Here is a 16,243-nt window from a genome sequence, read left to right on the forward strand (position 1 = left end):
ATGGACAAGCGCGAGTCCTGGCCGCCCTCACGTGAGGCGAGCCTCGTCCGTCCGTACACCCTGACGTCCGGACGGACCGGAACCAAAGTCGACCTTCCGCTGGAAGCGCCGATTCAAGCGTTGCAGGCCGGACTGGCGCACCGATGGCCGCCCAACGACGCGAGAGGCAAGATCATCCAACTGTGCGTCAAAAGCCCGTCCGTCGCGGAAATCTCGGCCCGGCTCGATTTGCCGGTCGGTGTCACGCGCGTCTTGATCGGCGATCTGGTGCTCTCCGAATACGTTCGGGTGCATCGAACGTTGACCGAGCGTTCGACCCGCGATGAGCGCCACGATCTCATAGGAAGGACGCTGCGTGCCCTACGCGCACTCTGACCCGCACCCCGATGCGCACTCCGATGACGGAGCCACCGCCTCGACGAAAATCGTCATCGCGGGCGGCTTCGGTGCCGGCAAGACCACGTTCGTCGGGGCGGTTTCGGAGATCATGCCGCTGCGCACCGAGGAGATGGTCACCGACGCCTCCGCCGGCGTCGACATGCTCGAGGCGACCCCCGACAAGCGGACCACCACGGTCGCGATGGACTTCGGCCGGATCACCCTGGAAGAGGACCTGGTGCTCTACCTGTTCGGCACCCCGGGCCAGCGCCGGTTCTGGTTCATGTGGGACGACCTGGTCCGCGGCGCCATCGGGGCAATCGTCCTGGTCGACTGCCGGCGGCTGCAGGACAGCTTCGCCGCGGTCGACTTCTTCGAGCACCGCAACCTGCCGTTCTTGATCGCGGTCAACGAATTCGAAGGCGCGCCGCGCTATCCCATCGACGAGGTGCGCGAAGCGCTGACCCTGCCCCGCCACATCCCGGTGATCTCCGTCGACGCACGGGATCGCAGATCGGCGACCGACGCGCTGATCGCGGTCAGCGAGTACGCACTGGAAACGCTGGCCGCGAGCTGACCGCTTTGCAGCCCTGGGTCGATTGCGAGTTTTCCGGCAGGGATTTTCGCGACGAGGACCTCAGCCGGTTGTGCACCGAACGGGCCGTGTTCACCGAATGCAATTTCAGCGGCGCCAACCTGGCCGAATCGCAGCACCGGGGATCGGCGTTTCGCAACTGCACATTCGAGCGAACGCTGTTGTGGCACAGCACGTTTGCGCAGTGCAGCATGCTCGGTTCGGTCTTTGTGCAATGCCGGCTGCGGCCCACGACCTTCGACGAGGTGGACTTCACGCTCGCGGTGCTGGGCGGCAACGACCTGCGCGGTGTCGACCTGAGCGGCTGCCGGCTCCGCGAGGCCAGCCTGGTGGAAACCGACCTGCGCAAGGCCGTGCTGCGTGGCACCGACCTGTCCGGGGCGCGGACCGCCGGCACCCGGCTCGACGACGCCGACCTGCGCGGCGCGACCGTCGACCCGTCGTTGTGGAGAACCGCAACGCTGGCCGGGGCGCGCGTCGACGTCGGCCAGGCCGTCGCCTTCGCGGCCGCCCATGGGCTGCGCTTGGACGCGGGCCCGGACGCCTGAGCCGTCGTACCCGCTTGAGCCGCTATCGCTTGAGCCGCATGCGCCACCACACGACGCCGGTATAGAACACCGACAACGCCGCGAGCATGGCCATGTCGAAGAGCCAGGTGCCGGACGTGTGCTGGAAGTGGCGGTCGCGGGGACTCTGCGGGCCGGGCGCCACCGTCCACAAATCCACCGTCGAGCCCGAGGCCGCATACCCCCACCGCGAGGGCACCACCCAGGACAGCTGATCCAGAAAGATGCGGTTGGTGATCGGAACCATCCCGCCGGAGAGCACCATCTGCATCATCAACGACACCACCAGCAGCGGCATGATCTGCTCATTCGAGCGTGCCAGCGACGACAGCAGCAGGCCGAGCATCGCCGAGGCCACGCAGGTCGCCGCGATCGTGACGTAGAGCTCGAAGGTGGCATTGCCGAGCAGCACGGCCGGCCGCGTCGGCGTGCCCTTGCCCACGACCACGATGGTGGTTGCGATCACCGCCTGGACGATGGCGAACACGCAGAAGACGACGACCTTGGCGCCCAGATAGGCCCCGGTCGACAGTCCCACCGCCTGCTCGCGCCGGAAGATCGCGCGCTCGCCGATGAGGTCGCGCAGCGTCAGCGCCGTACCCATGAAGGCGGCGGCCATGGTCAGCAGCATCAAGATCGTCGCGGCCTCGCCGGCGGAGGCGCTCGTCGGGTCGGCGATGCCGAAACCGGTGTCGCCGGGAACGGTCAGCGACAGCGCACCCATGACGAACGGCAACAACGCCAGGAACACGAAATACGCGCGGTCGGACACGATCAGGCGAATCTGGCGCCGCGCGATCGTCGAGAACTGACGACGCACGCTGGTGTGCGCCGCGTCGCCGAGTTCGGCCGCGGGCGCTTCGGCCTCCGGCGGCGGCGGGGGTTTGTTCTGGGCCAGGAACCGGCGATTGGCCTCGTCCGGGTCGGCGCCGACCTTCGCGAAAATGTGGGCCCAGTTGGTGGTCCCCATGACCTCGCCGATCTGGTCGGGCGCGCCCAGGAACGCGGTCTTGCCGCCGGGAGCCATCAGCAGCACCTGATCGCAGATGTCCAGATACGTCAACGAGTGGGTGACCACCAACACCACGCGGCCGGCGTCGGCCAGTTGCCGCAGCATCGTCATGACTTGCAGGTCCAGCGCGGGGTCAAGGCCCGAGGTCGGTTCGTCGAGGATCAGCAGCGACGGCCCGGTGAGCAGCTCGAGCGCGACAGACGCGCGCTTGCGCTGGCCGCCGGAGAGCTTGTCGACCCGGGTGTCCGCGTGCTGCGTCAGCCCCAGCTCGTCGAGGACCTGCGCGACGACCTCTTCGCGGTCGGTCTTGCTGGTGTCCGGCGGCAGGCGCAGCTCGGCGGCGTAGCCGAGCGCCTGGTTGACGGTCAGCTGGCGGTGCACGACGTCGTCCTGGGGCACCATCCCGATCCTGGTGCGCAGCGTCGCGTAGGCGGTGTGGATGTTGTGGCCCTCGAACGTGACGGTGCCGGCCGTGGGGGTGGCGTACCCGGCGATCAGCCGTGACAGCGTGCTCTTGCCGGCGCCTGATCCGCCGATGATGGCGGTCAGGGTGCCGGGCCTGGCCGTCATCGAGATCTTCTCGAGCAGGTTCTTGCCGTCGACGCTGAAGTCGACATGGCGGACCTCGAGACCGCCGGTGCGCGTCGCCGCCTCCTGGCGGCGCAGCAGAACGCCGCCGGTGAAGACCAGGTCGACGTTGCCGATGGTGACCACGTCGCCCTCGGACAGCAGCGCCGACCCGACCCGGAGCCCGTTGACGAACGTCCCGTTGATGCTGTTGGCGTCGCGGATCTCGGTGCCGATCGGCGTCGGGGCCAGGAACGCGTGATAGCGCGACGCCAGCACGTCGTGGATGACGATGTCGTTGTCGATCGCGCGGCCGATCCGGGCGGCGCCGGCGACGGGTGCCGCATCCGATTCGGGCCCCAGGGGTTTGATCGTTCTGGTCGGGGCGTCGGGCCCGGGCCCGGCCGCTGCCGGCGGCACCTGGTGGGTTTGTGCTTTGGGCGCGACGATCGGAACCGGCTGCGGCGAGCCGGGCTGATAGCGGCGCGCGACCGGCGCCTGGGCCGGTGATTGGCGGGGCACGGGGGATGGTGCGATCGTCGGGATCACCTGCGTCGTCCCCGGTAGCGAGCCGACGCTGCCCCGGTGATGTCCGACCTCGAAGGTGATCCGCGGCCCGTCGGGCTTGCCGATGTTGATGCTCTGCCCGTCCTGGATGTCGACGGTGGGCACGCGCTGGCCGTTGACGAACACACCGTTGAGCGAGTTGTTGTCGACCGCCAACCAGCGGCCCTGGTCGAAGCGCAACAGCACGTGCGCGCGGGCGACCAGCGGATGGGCCACTCGCAGGTCGGCGCGCAGGTCGCTGCCGACCACCACGTCACCGCCCGGGGCGAAGCTGCCCTGGGATCGGTTGGACCGAACGGTCAGCACGGGCTGCGCAGGGCGATTCATCGGGTGATCAGTGCCGCTTGAGCCGGATCTTCCACCACACGATGGCGCTGTAGAGGACGCTCAACAGCGCGAGCATCGCCATGTCGAACAGCAGAATGTGTTTGGAGTGCTGCCAGACCGGGTCGTTGGTCGGGATCTGTTTGACCTTCACCAGTGACGGAAAGTCGATCGAGGACGCACCCCCGGCGTAGCCCCAGCGGGCGGGTGTCAGCCATGCGAGCTGCTCGAGACCGACGCGTTGGTAGACCGGGATCATCCCGCCGGACAACACCAGCTGCGACATGATCGACACCACGAGCAGCGGCATGATCTGCTCGTTGGACTGCGCCAGCGACGACAGCAGCAGGCCGAGCATCGCGGAAGCAACACAGGTGCCCGCGACGGTGACGAATAGCGAGAACGTCGAGTTGCCAAAGAAAGGCGGGTCTGCGGTCGGCGCGCCCTTGCCCAGCCGCACGATGAACGTTGCGATCGCTGCCTGCGCGGTCGCGAAGACGCAGAACACCACGATCTTGGCCAGCAGATACGCCGTGGTGGACAGGCCGACGGCCTGCTCCCGGCGGAAGATCGCGCGCTCGCCGATGAGGTCGCGGATGGTCAGCGCGGTGCCCATGAAGACGGCGCCGATGTTCAACAGCACCATGATGTACTGCGGCTGAGTGGGCGCGAGACCGAGCGGGTCGGCGGGGCCGAGGCCGGGTTTTGGACCTTTCACGGTCAGCGACAACGCGCCGATGAGGAAGGGCAGGATCGCCAGGAAGATCGTGTAACCGCGGTCGGACACGACGAGGCGAACCTGACGGCGCGCGATGGTCGATAGCTGCCGCCACAGGTCGGTTTGGGGTGGTTCGCCCAGATCCGCCGGGCTCTCGGGAGCCGGCGCCTGCGACGACGGCTGGTTGCGTTCCTTGAAGCGGCGGTTGGCCTCGTCGGGATCGGCGCCCACCTTGGCGAAGATGTCGGCCCAGTTGCGGGTCCCCATGGCGGCCTCGACCTGGTCGGGCGGCCCGCAGAACGCGGTCTTACCGCCGGGCGCGACGAGCAGGATCTGATCGCAGACGTCGAGATAGGACACGGAGTGGGTGACCACCAACACCACGCGGCCGGCGTCGGCGAGCTGACGCAGCATCAGCATGACCTGACGGTCCAGCGCCGGGTCCAGACCGGACGTCGGCTCGTCCAGGAGCAGCAGCGATGGTTGGGTCAGTAGCTCCAGCGCCACCGAGGCGCGTTTGCGCTGGCCGCCGGAGAGCTTGTCGACCCGGGTGTCTGCGTGTTTGGTCAGCTCGAGTTCCTCGAGCACCTGAGCGACGACCTGGGCGCGTTCCTCTTTGCTGGTGTCGGGCGGCAGGCGCAGCTCGGCGGCGTAGCCGAGCGCCTGGTTGACGGTCAGCTGGCGGTGCACCACGTCGTCCTGCGGGACCATCCCGATCCTGCTGCGCATGGACGCATATTCGGTATGGATGTTGTGACCCTCGAAGGTCACCGAGCCCGACGTCGGGGTGGTGTAGCCGACGATCAGCCGCGACAGGGTCGTCTTGCCGGCGCCGGAACCACCGATGATGGCGGTCAGCGTCCCGGGCCGGGCGGTCAGCGAGATGTGGTCCAGAAGTTGCTTGCCGTGGTCGACGGTGAAGCAGACCGAGTTCACCTCGAGGCCGCCGGTGCGCGTCGCCGCTTCGGTGCGCCGGACCAGGGTGTCGCGGGTGAACACCAGGTCGACATTGCCGATGGTGACCACGTCGCCCTCGGTGAGCACCGCGGACCCGACCCGCACACCGTTGACGAAGGTCCCGTTGACGCTGTGCGCGTCGCGGATCTCGGTGCCCAGCGGCGTCTGAGTCAGAAACGCGTGATGGCGTGACGCCAGCACGTCCTGGATGACGACGTCGTTGTCGGTGGCACGGCCGATCGTGAGCGAGCCGACCGGCTTCTGTATCGCCCCGGACCGCGACGGCATCAGCGCCTGGAACATCTTCGTCGCGAGGTTGCCCACCTCCGGTTGCTTGGGGGCGGTGCGCGATATCTCGGTGTGCGGCGCGGCCGGCGCCGACGCCGCGGATCCCGCAAGCGGCGGTGGTGAGAAGTTGGGTGGCGGTGGCGGCGCGCCGGGCGGAAACGCGGCCGGCCGCGCCGGTGGTGGCCCCGGCGGTGGGCCCGGATGCGGTCGACGCAATGGGGGCGCGGCGCGGTTCGGTGGGCGCCCCGGCGGGCCGGGCGGCGCTGGCGGAGGGCCCGGCTGACCCGGGGCCGGCGAGGGCGGCCACGCCGTTCCCGCCGCGTGCGCCGCCACGGGGATGCCCATCGACTCGGTGCGGGGCGGGCGACCCGCCATCCCTTGGTAGTGGCCGATTTCGAAGGTCAGCTGCGGCCCGTCTGGGTTGCCGATGTTGACGGTCTGGCCGTCGTGGATGTCGACCACTGGCACGCGGCGGCCGTTGACGAAAGTCCCGTTGAGCGAACCGTTGTCGATCGCCAGCCACCTGCCCTGGTCGAAGCGCAGTAGTAGATGGGCACGCGAAATCAGCGGGTGTGTGATGCGCATGTCGGCGCGGAGATCGCGCCCGACCACCACGTCATGGCCCGCCGCGAAAGTCCGTTCGGACCCGTCGTGTCGAACGGTTAGCGCTGGCGGGGGTGCTGCGGTCATCGCCACAACTCTAGCCGGTGCAACTGTCGTCAGCCTGCAATGTCAGGCGCCCCGGTAACCACGCAGTGCGTCCGGCTGTAGACCGTGGGCATGCAGCGATTGCAGTGCGTGCACGCCGAATGCACGCCGCCGTCGGCCGCGATCCGATTGACCAGGTCCGGCTCGGCCAGCAGGGCCCGGGCCATCGCGACGAATTGGAATCCCTCCGCCATCGCGAGGTCCATCGTTTCCCGGTTGGTGATGCCGCCGAGCAGGATCAGCGGCATCGTCAGCTCGGCGCGGAACAGCTTGGCGTGTCGCAAGAGATAGGCCTCGCGGTAGGGGTACTCGCGAAGGAATTTCTTGCCCGTCATGCGGATGCCCCAGCGCAGCGGCGGCTTGAAAGCGCCGGCGAACTCCTTGACCGGTGCGTCGCCGTGAAACAGATACATCGGGTTGACCAGCGAGCTGCCGGCGGTGAGTTCGATCGCGTCCAGCCCGCCATCGTCCTGCAGCCATTTGGCGGTGGTCAGCGATTCCTCGGTGCTGATGCCGCCGCGCACGCCGTCGGCCATGTTGAGCTTGGCGGTCACCGCGATCGGCGTCCCCTCTTTCTCCACCGCGCGCCGGACGGCCATCACCATGCCGCGGGCCAGCTTGGCCCGGTTCTCCAGCGATCCGCCGAACTCGTCGTCGCGGCGGTTGATCAAAGGGGACAGGAACGAGCTCGCCAAATAGTTGTGGCCCAAATGGATTTCGACCGCGTCGAAGCCCGCCTCGATGGCCAGCCGCGCGGCGTTGGCGTGTCCTTCGATGACGTCGTCGATGTCCTCGCGGGTTGCCTTCTTCGCGAACCGCATCCCGATCGGGTTGAAGAATCGCACCGGTGCCAGGGCGGTGGCCTTGTTGGACCGGGCGTTGGCCACCGGGCCGGCGTGGCCGATCTGCGCGCTCACCGCCGCGCCCTCGGCGTGGATCGCGTCCGTCAGCCGCCGCAGTCCCGGCACCGCCTCGGGGCGCATCCAGAGTCCGTTGCCCTCGGTGCGGCCGCCGGGCGAGACCGCGCAGTAGGCGACGGTGGTCATGCCCACCCCGCCGGCGGCCGGCAGCCGGTGGTATTCGATCAAGTCGTCGCTCACCAGCGCGCCGGGTGTGCGCGCCTCGAACGTCGCGGCCTTGATGATCCGGTTGCGCAGCGTGACGGGGCCCAGCTTGGCCGGCGAGAACACGTCTGGGGTCTCGGGCATGTGGGCAGCGTAAACCTTGGCCATGGAACACTGTCAGGCGTGGGCGCAATCACGCTGGACGGCAAGGCCACCTGTGACGAGATCTTTGTCGACCTGAAGAAGCGCGTCGCCGAGTTGACCGCCGCGGGTCGCACGCCCGGGCTGGGCACCATCCTGGTCGGGGACGACCCGGGCTCGCAGGCCTACGTCCGCGGTAAGCACGCCGATTGCGCCAAGGTGGGCATCAACTCGATCCGCCGCGACCTGCCCGCCGACATCAGCGCGGCCGTGCTCGACGAGACGATCGACGAGTTGAACGGCAATCCCGATTGCACCGGTTACATCGTGCAATTGCCGCTGCCCAAGCATCTCGACGAGAACGCGGCGCTGGAGCGCGTCGACCCCGACAAGGACGCCGACGGGCTGCACCCGACGAACCTGGGCCGGTTGGTGCTGAACAAGTCTGCGCCGCTGCCGTGCACCCCTCGCGGCATCGTGCATTTGTTGCGGCGCTACGACGTCGAGATCGCCGGGGCGCATGTGGTCGTCATCGGCCGGGGTGTCACGGTGGGCCGCCCGCTGGGCCTGCTGCTAACCCGCCGCTCCGAAAACGCCACGGTGACGTTGTGCCACACCGGAACTCGCGACTTGCCCGCGTTGACCAAGCAGGCGGACATCATCGTGGCCGCCGTGGGAGTGCCGCACCTGCTGACCGCCGACATGGTGCGGCCCGGCGCCGCGGTGCTCGACGTCGGCGTCAGCCGGGTGGACGGCAAGCTCGTGGGCGACGTGCATCCGGACGTGTGGGACGTCGCCGGTCACGTGTCACCGAATCCCGGTGGCATCGGCCCGCTGACCCGGGCGTTCCTGCTGACCAACGTCGTCGAGCTGGCCGAGCGGCGATGACCGCCAGGACCGTCCTGCGGGCGCTCGTGCGGGCCCAGTGGCCGATTCTGTCGGTCGGGCTGATTTTCGCCGCGGCGTTTGTCTTGGTCGGGGCCAACTTCTGGCGCCGCGGTTCCCTGCTGATCGGCATCGGCGTCGGGGTAGCCGCGGCGCTGCGGCTGGTCTTGTCCGAAGACCGTGCCGGCCTGCTGGTGGTGCGCAGCAAGGGCACCGACTTCATGACGACCGCGATGGTTGGGGCCGCGATGATCTACATCGCGTCGACCATCGATCCGCTGGGGACGCGTTAGATCCCCGGCGTGTAGTTGCCTGGGATGCCGGGCATGCCCCCAGGCACACCCGGCATCCCTCCCGGCATGCCCGGCATCCCCCCCGGCATGCCCGGGACCTGCGGCACACCAGATAGGTTGCCGTTGGCTATGTTTGCCATTTCGGTCGGGCAGTACGTCTGTATCGCGATCGTGGTGAACATCTGGGCCATTCCCGGCGACAGGCCGGCGCCCCGCACGCGCTGCACGGCCGCGGCCATGCTCCCGCCCGGCTGGGCGAGCATCGGGCAGATGGATTCGCCGACAGCCATCGCGTTGCCGGGTTGGCCGAAGTCGACGCCGGCGTGGTTCAGCGCGTCGATGAAGGCATCGTCGGTCCCCGGGTCGGCCTCGGCGGGCGCCGAAAAGGCCGCGGCCATGGTGAGCAGGGCGGCCGTCGCCGCCAGCAGGCGGATCGTCAGGGGCTGACGGCGAAACAACCACAGCCAGTCCTGAGTTCGTGCCAGAGCCTTCAACAGCTTCCCCATCCGTCCCGAGTGCGCTCATGGCACTCAAATCACTCTGGAAACTTTGGTCTACTACTGTCACATTTACAACACGGGGAGATAAAGGTTTGCACACTATGCGTTTCGTGAACGCGACGTGCGCGAGACATCGGTTATTGGGGCGGCTATAGGTCGACACGCGCCGACACGCGCGTCGACACCGGACTTTCGGGGCGAAATGGTCCAGAATCTGGCATGACGACGAATCGCAGCCGTCCGTCTGACCCCGTGATCTCCCGTGTTATCTCCCGTCAGGCGTTGCTCCGCGGCGCCGCCGGAGCGTTGGTGAGCGGGACGGTGTTCGGCGGCACGCGTGCGGCGGCCGACCCGGATCCCGGGTGGGACGGTCTGGCCTCGTCGATAGGCGGTACTATTCTGTTGCCCGCCAACGGAACTCAGTTCGCGACGGGCAAGCAAGTCTTCAATTCGTTCTACGACAACTCCAATCCCGCTGCGGTGGTGAGGGTTTCGTCGCAAGCCGACGTGCAGAAGGCGTTGTCGTTCGCCGCGGCGCACAACCTGAAGGTCGCGCCGCGTGGGGGAGGGCATTCGTATGTCGGCGCGTCCAGCGCCACCGACGCGATGGTGCTCGACCTGCGCGGGCTACCGGGGGGAGCGAACTTCGATGGCGGTAGCGGCAACGTCACGGTGACGCCGGCGACGAATCTCTTTGCGGTCCACCAGGCGTGCGCCGCGGCGGGCCGCGCGATCCCCACCGGGAGCTGTCCGACGGTCGGCGTCGCGGGGCTGGCGCTCGGCGGCGGGATCGGGGCCGATTCCCGGCACGCGGGCCTGACATGTGACGCGCTGAAGTCCGCCACCGTGGTGCTGCCGAGCGGCGATGTCGTCACCGCCTCGGGTAGTGACCATCCGGATTTGTTTTGGGCCCTATGCGGCGGTGGCGGGGGCAATTTCGGCGTGACCACGTCGATGACGTTCGGGACCTTCGCCACCGCCGACTGCGACGTGGTCCGGCTCGACTTCCCGCCGGCGTCAGCCGTTCAGGTGCTCGTCGGCTGGCAGTCGTGGCTGACCGGCGCGGACCGAAACACCGGCGGAATCGTCGATCTCGCCATCGGCGCGACTCCAAGGTGCCATATCCTGGCGATCTGTCCGGCCGGCGCGGGATCCGGGGTGGCCGACGCCATCAAATCGGCGGTCGGCGAGGCGCCCACCGCGGTGCAGACCAAGACGTTGAGCCACATGGATCTGGTGATGTTCCTGGCCGGCGGCAGTTCGGCGCCTCCGCCGCGCGGGTTCGTCGCCGGATCCGACGTCACCGGTCCGGTGGATTCGGCTGCGGCCCATGCCATTGCCACCGCGATCGGGCAGTGGCCCGCCTCGGCGGGACAGGCGTCGGTGCTCGTCGACCCGTTGGGCGGCGCGGTGGGCGATGTGGCCGCCGGAGACACCGCATTTCCCTGGCGTCAGCAGTCCGCGGTGCTGCAATGGTACGTGGAGCCGGCCGCGAGTCAGGTTTCCGCAGCCAAGCAGTGGCTGACTTCCGCGCACCAAGCGGTGCAACAGTTTTCGGCCGGCGGCTACGTCAATTACCTCGAGGCCGACACCACCGCGGCCCGCTATTTCGGACCGAACCTGTCGCGGCTGACGACCGTCCGGCAGAAGTATGACCCGAACCGGATCATGTTCTCCGGATTGAACTTCTGACGCCTTCCGGTCGGTCCACCGTCGTTCAAATTTCTTGCGCCACTTTGGTTTCAGTAGTCACAAACTAACGATTCTTGTCGGTGCGCTTGGATAGTTTCGCATTATGAATTCCGGCGGGGTGGTCGACCGAGAGGCGATGACGGCTGCTTTTGATGCGTTGGACGCCGCACTCGACGTGGTCGCCGCGCTGGACTTCGATCCGCTGACCACGCCCGAACGCTTCCGTTTCTTGGAGCGCTGCGAACGGGTGCGTCGCCGGTTGCCGGCGGTGGAGCATCCGCTGATCAATCAGCTTGGCCGCCAGGCCACTCCGGAGGAGATGGGCGGCAAGCTCTCGCATGCGATGGCCGAGTGGACGCTGATCAGCCGCGCCGAGGCGTCCCGGCGCATCCGCGAAGCCGCCGATCTGGGACCCCGACAAGCATTGACGGGAGAACCCCTCCCTCCTGTGCTGCCGGGCGCCGCCGCCGGGCAGCGCGATGGGACGTTGGGCCCCGGGCAAGTCGCGGTGATCCGCCGCTTCTATCACCAGCTGCCCGGCTGGATAGATGATTCCACGCGCGACCAGGCCGAAGCCCAATTGGCCAAGCAGGGCAGCCAGTTTCGTCCGGAACAACTGGCCGGGCTCGCCGACACGCTGGCCGACTGCCTGAACCCCGACGGAACCTACACCGACGAGGAACGAGCCCGGCGCCGCGGCCTGACCCTGGGCACCCAGGGCTCGGATGGAATGTCGCAGCTGCGCGGCTGGCTGACACCGGAGGCCCGCGCCACCCTGGAGGCGGTGCTGGCCAAGCTCGCCGCACCCGGGATGTGCAATCCTCTCGATGAAGCCCCAACGGTGGATGGGCCGCCCCCGCAAGAGGCCATCGACAAAGACGCCCGCTTAGTCGGCCAGCGCAACCACGATGGGCTGAATGCCGCCCTGCGCGCGCTGTTGGCGTCGGGAAAACTCGGTCAGCACAACGGGTTACCGGCCTCCATTGTCGTCACCACCACCCTGGCCGGACTGGAAGCCGCCGCCGGGAAGGGCCTCACCGGTGGCGGCACCATCTTGCCCATGAGCGACGTGATCCGCCTGGCGCGCCATGCCCGGCACTACCTCGCGATTTTCGACAAGGGCAAGGCCCTGGCGCTCTATCACACGAAACGGCTCGCAAACCCCGCCCAGCGGATTGTGTTGTACGCCAAGGACCGCGGCTGCTCGGCGCCCGGCTGCGACGTGCCCGGGTACTACAGCGAAGTCCACCACGTCACCGATTACGCGAAGTGCCGCACCACCGACGTCAATGACCTCACCCTCGGTTGCGGTCCCCACCACCGACTGCTGCGACCCGGCGGCTGGACGACGCGAAAACGCGCCAACGGCGACACCGAATGGATCCCGCCCACGCACTTGGATCGCGGCCAACCGCGAACCAACACCTTCCATCACCCCGAGAAACTGCTGCGCTACGACGAGGACGATGACGAGTGGTAACTGCTCAGCTTGTCAGCCATTGGCGTACGCCGCCGTGGCCCGAGCATGTGCCCGTGTGGTGGGTGCTGAATGAATAGTCGCCGTCGCGGCAGATCGCGGTGGCTCCGGGAGGTGTACCTACGAGGCCGGGGGCCCCGCCGGGGGGCAGACCCGACGATGGCCGGGGGATACATTGACCGTCCGAGTTTTGGTAATAACCGCTGCTACAACTGGCCAAGACCGCCGTCGGACTGCTGGGGACCACGGTTGAAGCAATGCCTAAGGCTGACGCTCCAATCGCTGACGCGACGACGAGCACCCTAATCTGAACGCGCATATCAAACCCCGCACAAAACTGCGTTGATTGTCAGGCACCCGAAGCCTGCGGGAGAGCCTAACGTTTCTGTGACTCCGTCACATGAATTCGAGCAACAAAGTTCGGCGCGCTGGCCCGACCTACTCGGCCAGCGTTGCGCGGATGCACACGGTGACGTAGGGCATCGCCAGGCCGGTGGAGTTCGCCAGCGCCGGGTGGGTGGCCAGCAACTCGCGCACCTGGTCGAGCGTCCTGGTGCGGACCTCGGTCGGGGAGGTGATGCAGTAACTACGCGAAGCCACCAGGTCGATCAGCGCTTGCGGGGTAAGGTAATTCGTCCATTCGACTTGATGGCGCTGCGACTCGGCGAATGGCGCGGGCAACCCGACGTCGAATCGACCCCTGTCGCCATCGCTGCCGATGATCTCGCCCAATTCGCGTACCCAGCCGAGCCTTTCGTCGCGGGTGTTCCACACCAGACCCAACCGGCCGCCGGGCCGTAGCACCCGGGCCACCTCGGGAACAGCGCGCTCGGGATCCACCCAGTGCCACGCCTGGGCGACCAGGACCGCGTCAACGCTGTTGTCCTCCAACGGAATCTCTTCGGCGGTGCCCAGCACCGCGCGAGTCTCCGGTAGCGAACTGCGCAGCACCTCCAGCATGTCCGGAATGGGATCCACGGCCACCACGTCCAAGCCGCGCTCCACCAGGCGCGTGGTCAGCTTGCCGGTACCCGCACCGAGGTCGAGCACTTGGCGCGCGCCGCGCGGCAACAACCAGTCGATCGCCTCGGGCGGATACGACGGACGGCCACGCTCATAGGCGGCAGCCGCGGAGCCAAACGACAGCGAGCGGTCGTGCCTGGGGCGGGTCACCTTTGTCACGCGCCTTCGTTCCCGGCCAATTCCAGGGTCTTGCGGATCAAGTCGTTGACCGCATCCGCTTCGATCAGGAAGCCATCGTGCCCGTAGGGGGACTCGAGCACATGCAGGCCGGTGCAGCCCGGCAGCAGCTCGGCCAATTCCTCCTGCAACCGCAGCGGGTACAGCCGGTCACTGGTGATGCCGCCGACCACGACCGGTACCGGGCACCCGCGCAGCGCTTTTCGCACCCCGCCGCGGCCGCGGCCGACGTCGTGGCTGCTGCACGACGCGCTCAGCGCCACGTAGGTGCCGGCGTCAAAGCGGTTCACCAGCTTGTCGCCCTGGTGCTCCAGGTAGCTCTGTATCGCGTAGCGGCCGCCGGTCAACGGGTCCTCATCGCCCTGGCTGTCGTTGGCGAACCGGGTGTCCAGCTCGGCCTCGCCGCGGTAGGTCAGGTGCGCGAAGCGACGGGCGATGGACATCCCGAAATCGGGTTTGCGGCCCGTGCCGTAGTAGTCGCCGCCCTGCCAGGCGGGGTCGCCCTTGACGACCGAAATCTGGGTCTCGAGATGACCGATCAGGTCAGCGGTGCTGCGGGCGCTCATCGCCAACAGCAGTCCGGCCCGGACTTGGTCCGGGCGGCTCACCATCCACTCCAAAGCCCTTAGGCCGCCCATCGATCCGCCGATAACGGCGGCAATCTGCTTGATACCCAGTGCGGCCAGCGCGGCGACATCCGCCTCGACCTGATCCCGCACGGAAATGCGCGGAAACCTGGAGCCCCACGGCTTTCCGTCGGGGGCAATCGAGCTGGGCCCGGTGGAGCCACGGCAACCGCCCAGCACATTGGTGGCCACCGCGCACCAGCGGTTGGTGTCGATCGGGGCGCCCGGCCCGGCCACCCCGTCCCACCATCCGGCCGTGGGATGCTCGGGTCCGGCGGGTCCGGTGATGTGCGAATCGCCGGTGAGCGCATGCATCACCACCACCACGTTGTCCCGCGTTGGCGACAATTCGCCCCAGCGCTGGACGGCTATCCGGACATCGTCGATCACCGCACCGCTTTCGAGCGTCAGCGAGCCGATGTCGACCAGGCCGATTTCGCCTTCGGGGGGCAGCGTCTGGGCGGGAGTCTGGCGTGGAATGTCGGACGTCATCATCTCAGAGTTCATCACAACGCCGCCGTCACGCGCTTTCGTTCTGGGCCAATTCGTTCTGGGCCAATTCGCGCTGGGCCACTTCGAGGGTCTTGCGGATCATGTCGCTGACCGCCTCAAATTCCAGTAGGAAGCCGTCGTGCCCGTAGGGAGAGTCGACCACCTGCAGGCCGGTGCAGCCGGGCAGCAGTTCGGCCAGTTCCTCCTGCAACCGCAGCGGGTACAGCCGGTCGCTGGTGATGCCGCCGACCACCACCGGCACCGGGCACCCGCGCAGCGCTTTTCGCACCCCGCCGCGGCCGCGGCCGACGTCGTGGCTGTTCAGCGCCTCGGTCAGGACCACGTAGCTGCCGGCGTCGAACCGGTCCACCAGCTTGTCGCCCTGGTATTCCAGGTAGCTCTGCACCGCGTAGCGGCCGCCGTTCAGGGGGTCCTCATCGCCCTGGCCGTCGTTGGCGAACCGGGTGTCGAGCTCGACCTCGCCGCGGTAGGTCAGGTGCGCGAAGCGACGGGCAATCGCCAGCCCGGCATCCGGTGTTCGCCCGCTGTCGTAATAATCGCCGTCCTGCCAGTTCGGGTCGGTCTTGATGGCGGCGATCTGAGTGCTCTGGGTTCCGATCTGGTTGGCGGTGGCGCGTGCGCCGACGGCCAGCAGTAGCCCGGCGCCAACGTCGTCGGGGTGGCCGACAATCCATTCCAAAGCCCTTGCGCCGCCCATGGATCCGCCGACGACGGCGGCAACCCGCTCGATACCCAGCGCCGCCAGCGCCGCGACGTCCGCTTCCACCTGATCGCGTACGGATATGTGTGGAAATCTCGAGCCCCACGGCTTTCCGTCCCTGGCAAGGGAACTCGGCCCCGTAGAGCCGCTGCAGCCGCCCAGCACATTGGTGGCCACCGCGCACCAGCGGTTGGTGTCGATCGGGGCGCCCGGCCCGGCCACCCCGTCCCACCATCCCGCCGTGGGATGCCCGGGTCCGGCTGGCCCGGTGATGTGCGAATCGCCGGTGAGCGCGTGCAGTACCACCACCACGTTGTCACGCGTGGGCGACAATTCACCCCAGCGCTGTATGGCGATGTAGACGTCGTCGATCACCGCACCGCTCTCGAGGGTCAGCGAGCCGATGTCGACCACGCCGATTTCGCCTTCGGCGGGCAGCGTTTGGGTCGGAATTTCGAAAATCGTCACGTCG

At 67.9% G+C, this 16,243-nt stretch carries 15 protein-coding genes; 7 read left to right on the forward strand and 8 right to left on the reverse strand.

Translation table 11 applies throughout. From position 1 onward, the window contains the following. Genes A5745_RS18275 through A5745_RS18285 form a run of 3 tightly spaced genes read left to right on the forward strand, consistent with a single transcriptional unit; the run spans position 1 to position 1,521 of the window. The gene (locus tag A5745_RS18275) at positions 1-375 is read left to right on the forward strand and encodes a DUF742 domain-containing protein (protein ID WP_076059633.1); all 375 of its coding nucleotides are present in this window, start codon (positions 1-3) and stop codon (positions 373-375) included. Then, positions 356-955 (forward strand): ATP/GTP-binding protein, encoded by a 600-nt coding sequence (locus A5745_RS18280; protein WP_076117811.1) that lies wholly within the window; start codon positions 356-358, stop codon positions 953-955. The genes A5745_RS18275 and A5745_RS18280 overlap by 20 nt, the downstream gene beginning before the upstream one ends. Before the next feature lie 5 nt (positions 956-960). Then, positions 961-1,521 (forward strand): pentapeptide repeat-containing protein, encoded by a 561-nt coding sequence (locus tag A5745_RS18285; RefSeq protein WP_076059630.1) that lies wholly within the window; start codon positions 961-963, stop codon positions 1,519-1,521. A 22-nt stretch (positions 1,522-1,543) separates the two neighbouring features. Here A5745_RS18285 and A5745_RS18290 read toward each other — a convergent pair whose 3' ends face one another. Genes A5745_RS18290 through A5745_RS18300 form a run of 3 tightly spaced genes read right to left on the reverse strand, consistent with a single transcriptional unit; the run spans position 1,544 to position 7,888 of the window. Continuing rightward, the gene (locus tag A5745_RS18290) at positions 1,544-4,012 is read right to left on the reverse strand and encodes an ATP-binding cassette domain-containing protein (protein ID WP_076117813.1); all 2,469 of its coding nucleotides are present in this window, start codon (positions 4,010-4,012) and stop codon (positions 1,544-1,546) included. A gap of 7 nt (positions 4,013-4,019) precedes the next feature. Then, entirely contained in the window at positions 4,020-6,662 is a 2,643-nt protein-coding gene (locus A5745_RS18295; protein ID WP_076117907.1) for an FHA domain-containing protein, read from the reverse strand. A 29-nt stretch (positions 6,663-6,691) separates the two neighbouring features. After that, on the reverse strand, positions 6,692-7,888 hold the full coding sequence (locus A5745_RS18300) for an NADH:flavin oxidoreductase (protein ID WP_076117909.1): 1,197 nt from the start codon (positions 7,886-7,888) through the stop codon (positions 6,692-6,694). A gap of 39 nt (positions 7,889-7,927) precedes the next feature. On the opposite strand from A5745_RS18300, the gene A5745_RS18305 reads away from it, so the two are divergent. Both A5745_RS18305 and A5745_RS18310 read left to right on the forward strand, forming a co-directional pair. Then, positions 7,928-8,773 carry a bifunctional methylenetetrahydrofolate dehydrogenase/methenyltetrahydrofolate cyclohydrolase gene (locus A5745_RS18305; RefSeq protein ID WP_076117816.1) on the forward strand — a complete coding sequence of 282 codons (846 nt, stop codon included), beginning with the start codon at positions 7,928-7,930 and terminating at the stop codon, positions 8,771-8,773. Continuing rightward, positions 8,770-9,063 carry a DUF3017 domain-containing protein gene (locus tag A5745_RS18310; protein WP_076117817.1) on the forward strand — a complete coding sequence of 98 codons (294 nt, stop codon included), beginning with the start codon at positions 8,770-8,772 and terminating at the stop codon, positions 9,061-9,063. The genes A5745_RS18305 and A5745_RS18310 overlap by 4 nt, the downstream gene beginning before the upstream one ends. On the opposite strand, the gene A5745_RS18315 is transcribed toward A5745_RS18310, so the two are convergent. After that, positions 9,060-9,557, reverse strand: coding sequence for a DUF732 domain-containing protein (locus tag A5745_RS18315; RefSeq protein WP_170874442.1), 498 nt, complete (start codon positions 9,555-9,557; stop codon positions 9,060-9,062). The genes A5745_RS18310 and A5745_RS18315 overlap by 4 nt on opposite strands. 261 nt (positions 9,558-9,818) lie before the next feature. On the opposite strand from A5745_RS18315, the gene A5745_RS18320 reads away from it, so the two are divergent. After that, positions 9,819-11,255 carry an FAD-binding oxidoreductase gene (locus A5745_RS18320; protein WP_076117911.1) on the forward strand — a complete coding sequence of 479 codons (1,437 nt, stop codon included), beginning with the start codon at positions 9,819-9,821 and terminating at the stop codon, positions 11,253-11,255. A gap of 103 nt (positions 11,256-11,358) precedes the next feature. Further along, the gene (locus A5745_RS18325; protein WP_076117819.1) at positions 11,359-12,735 is read left to right on the forward strand and encodes an HNH endonuclease signature motif containing protein; all 1,377 of its coding nucleotides are present in this window, start codon (positions 11,359-11,361) and stop codon (positions 12,733-12,735) included. A gap of 4 nt (positions 12,736-12,739) precedes the next feature. Here A5745_RS18325 and A5745_RS18330 read toward each other — a convergent pair whose 3' ends face one another. The 4 genes from A5745_RS18330 to A5745_RS18345 all read right to left on the reverse strand — a co-directional run bounded on the left by A5745_RS18330 (position 12,740) and on the right by A5745_RS18345 (position 16,239). Further along, the gene (locus tag A5745_RS18330; protein WP_076059620.1) at positions 12,740-13,051 is read right to left on the reverse strand and encodes a DUF3761 domain-containing protein; all 312 of its coding nucleotides are present in this window, start codon (positions 13,049-13,051) and stop codon (positions 12,740-12,742) included. A 119-nt stretch (positions 13,052-13,170) separates the two neighbouring features. Next, complete coding sequence (locus tag A5745_RS18335; protein WP_076059686.1) at positions 13,171-13,905, reverse strand: class I SAM-dependent methyltransferase; 735 nt, start codon at positions 13,903-13,905, stop codon at positions 13,171-13,173. A gap of 5 nt (positions 13,906-13,910) precedes the next feature. Continuing rightward, a complete protein-coding gene (locus A5745_RS18340; protein WP_076117913.1) occupies positions 13,911-15,050 on the reverse strand; it encodes a homoserine O-acetyltransferase in 1,140 nt (379 codons plus the stop codon). Positions 15,051-15,078: 28 nt separating this feature from the next. After that, on the reverse strand, positions 15,079-16,239 hold the full coding sequence (locus tag A5745_RS18345) for a homoserine O-acetyltransferase (protein WP_076117821.1): 1,161 nt from the start codon (positions 16,237-16,239) through the stop codon (positions 15,079-15,081). Positions 16,240-16,243: the final 4 nt, after the last annotated feature.

It is taken from the genome of Mycobacterium sp. IS-2888 (assembly GCF_001954215.1).
In the GTDB taxonomy this organism is placed as follows: Bacteria; Actinomycetota; Actinomycetes; order Mycobacteriales; family Mycobacteriaceae; genus Mycobacterium.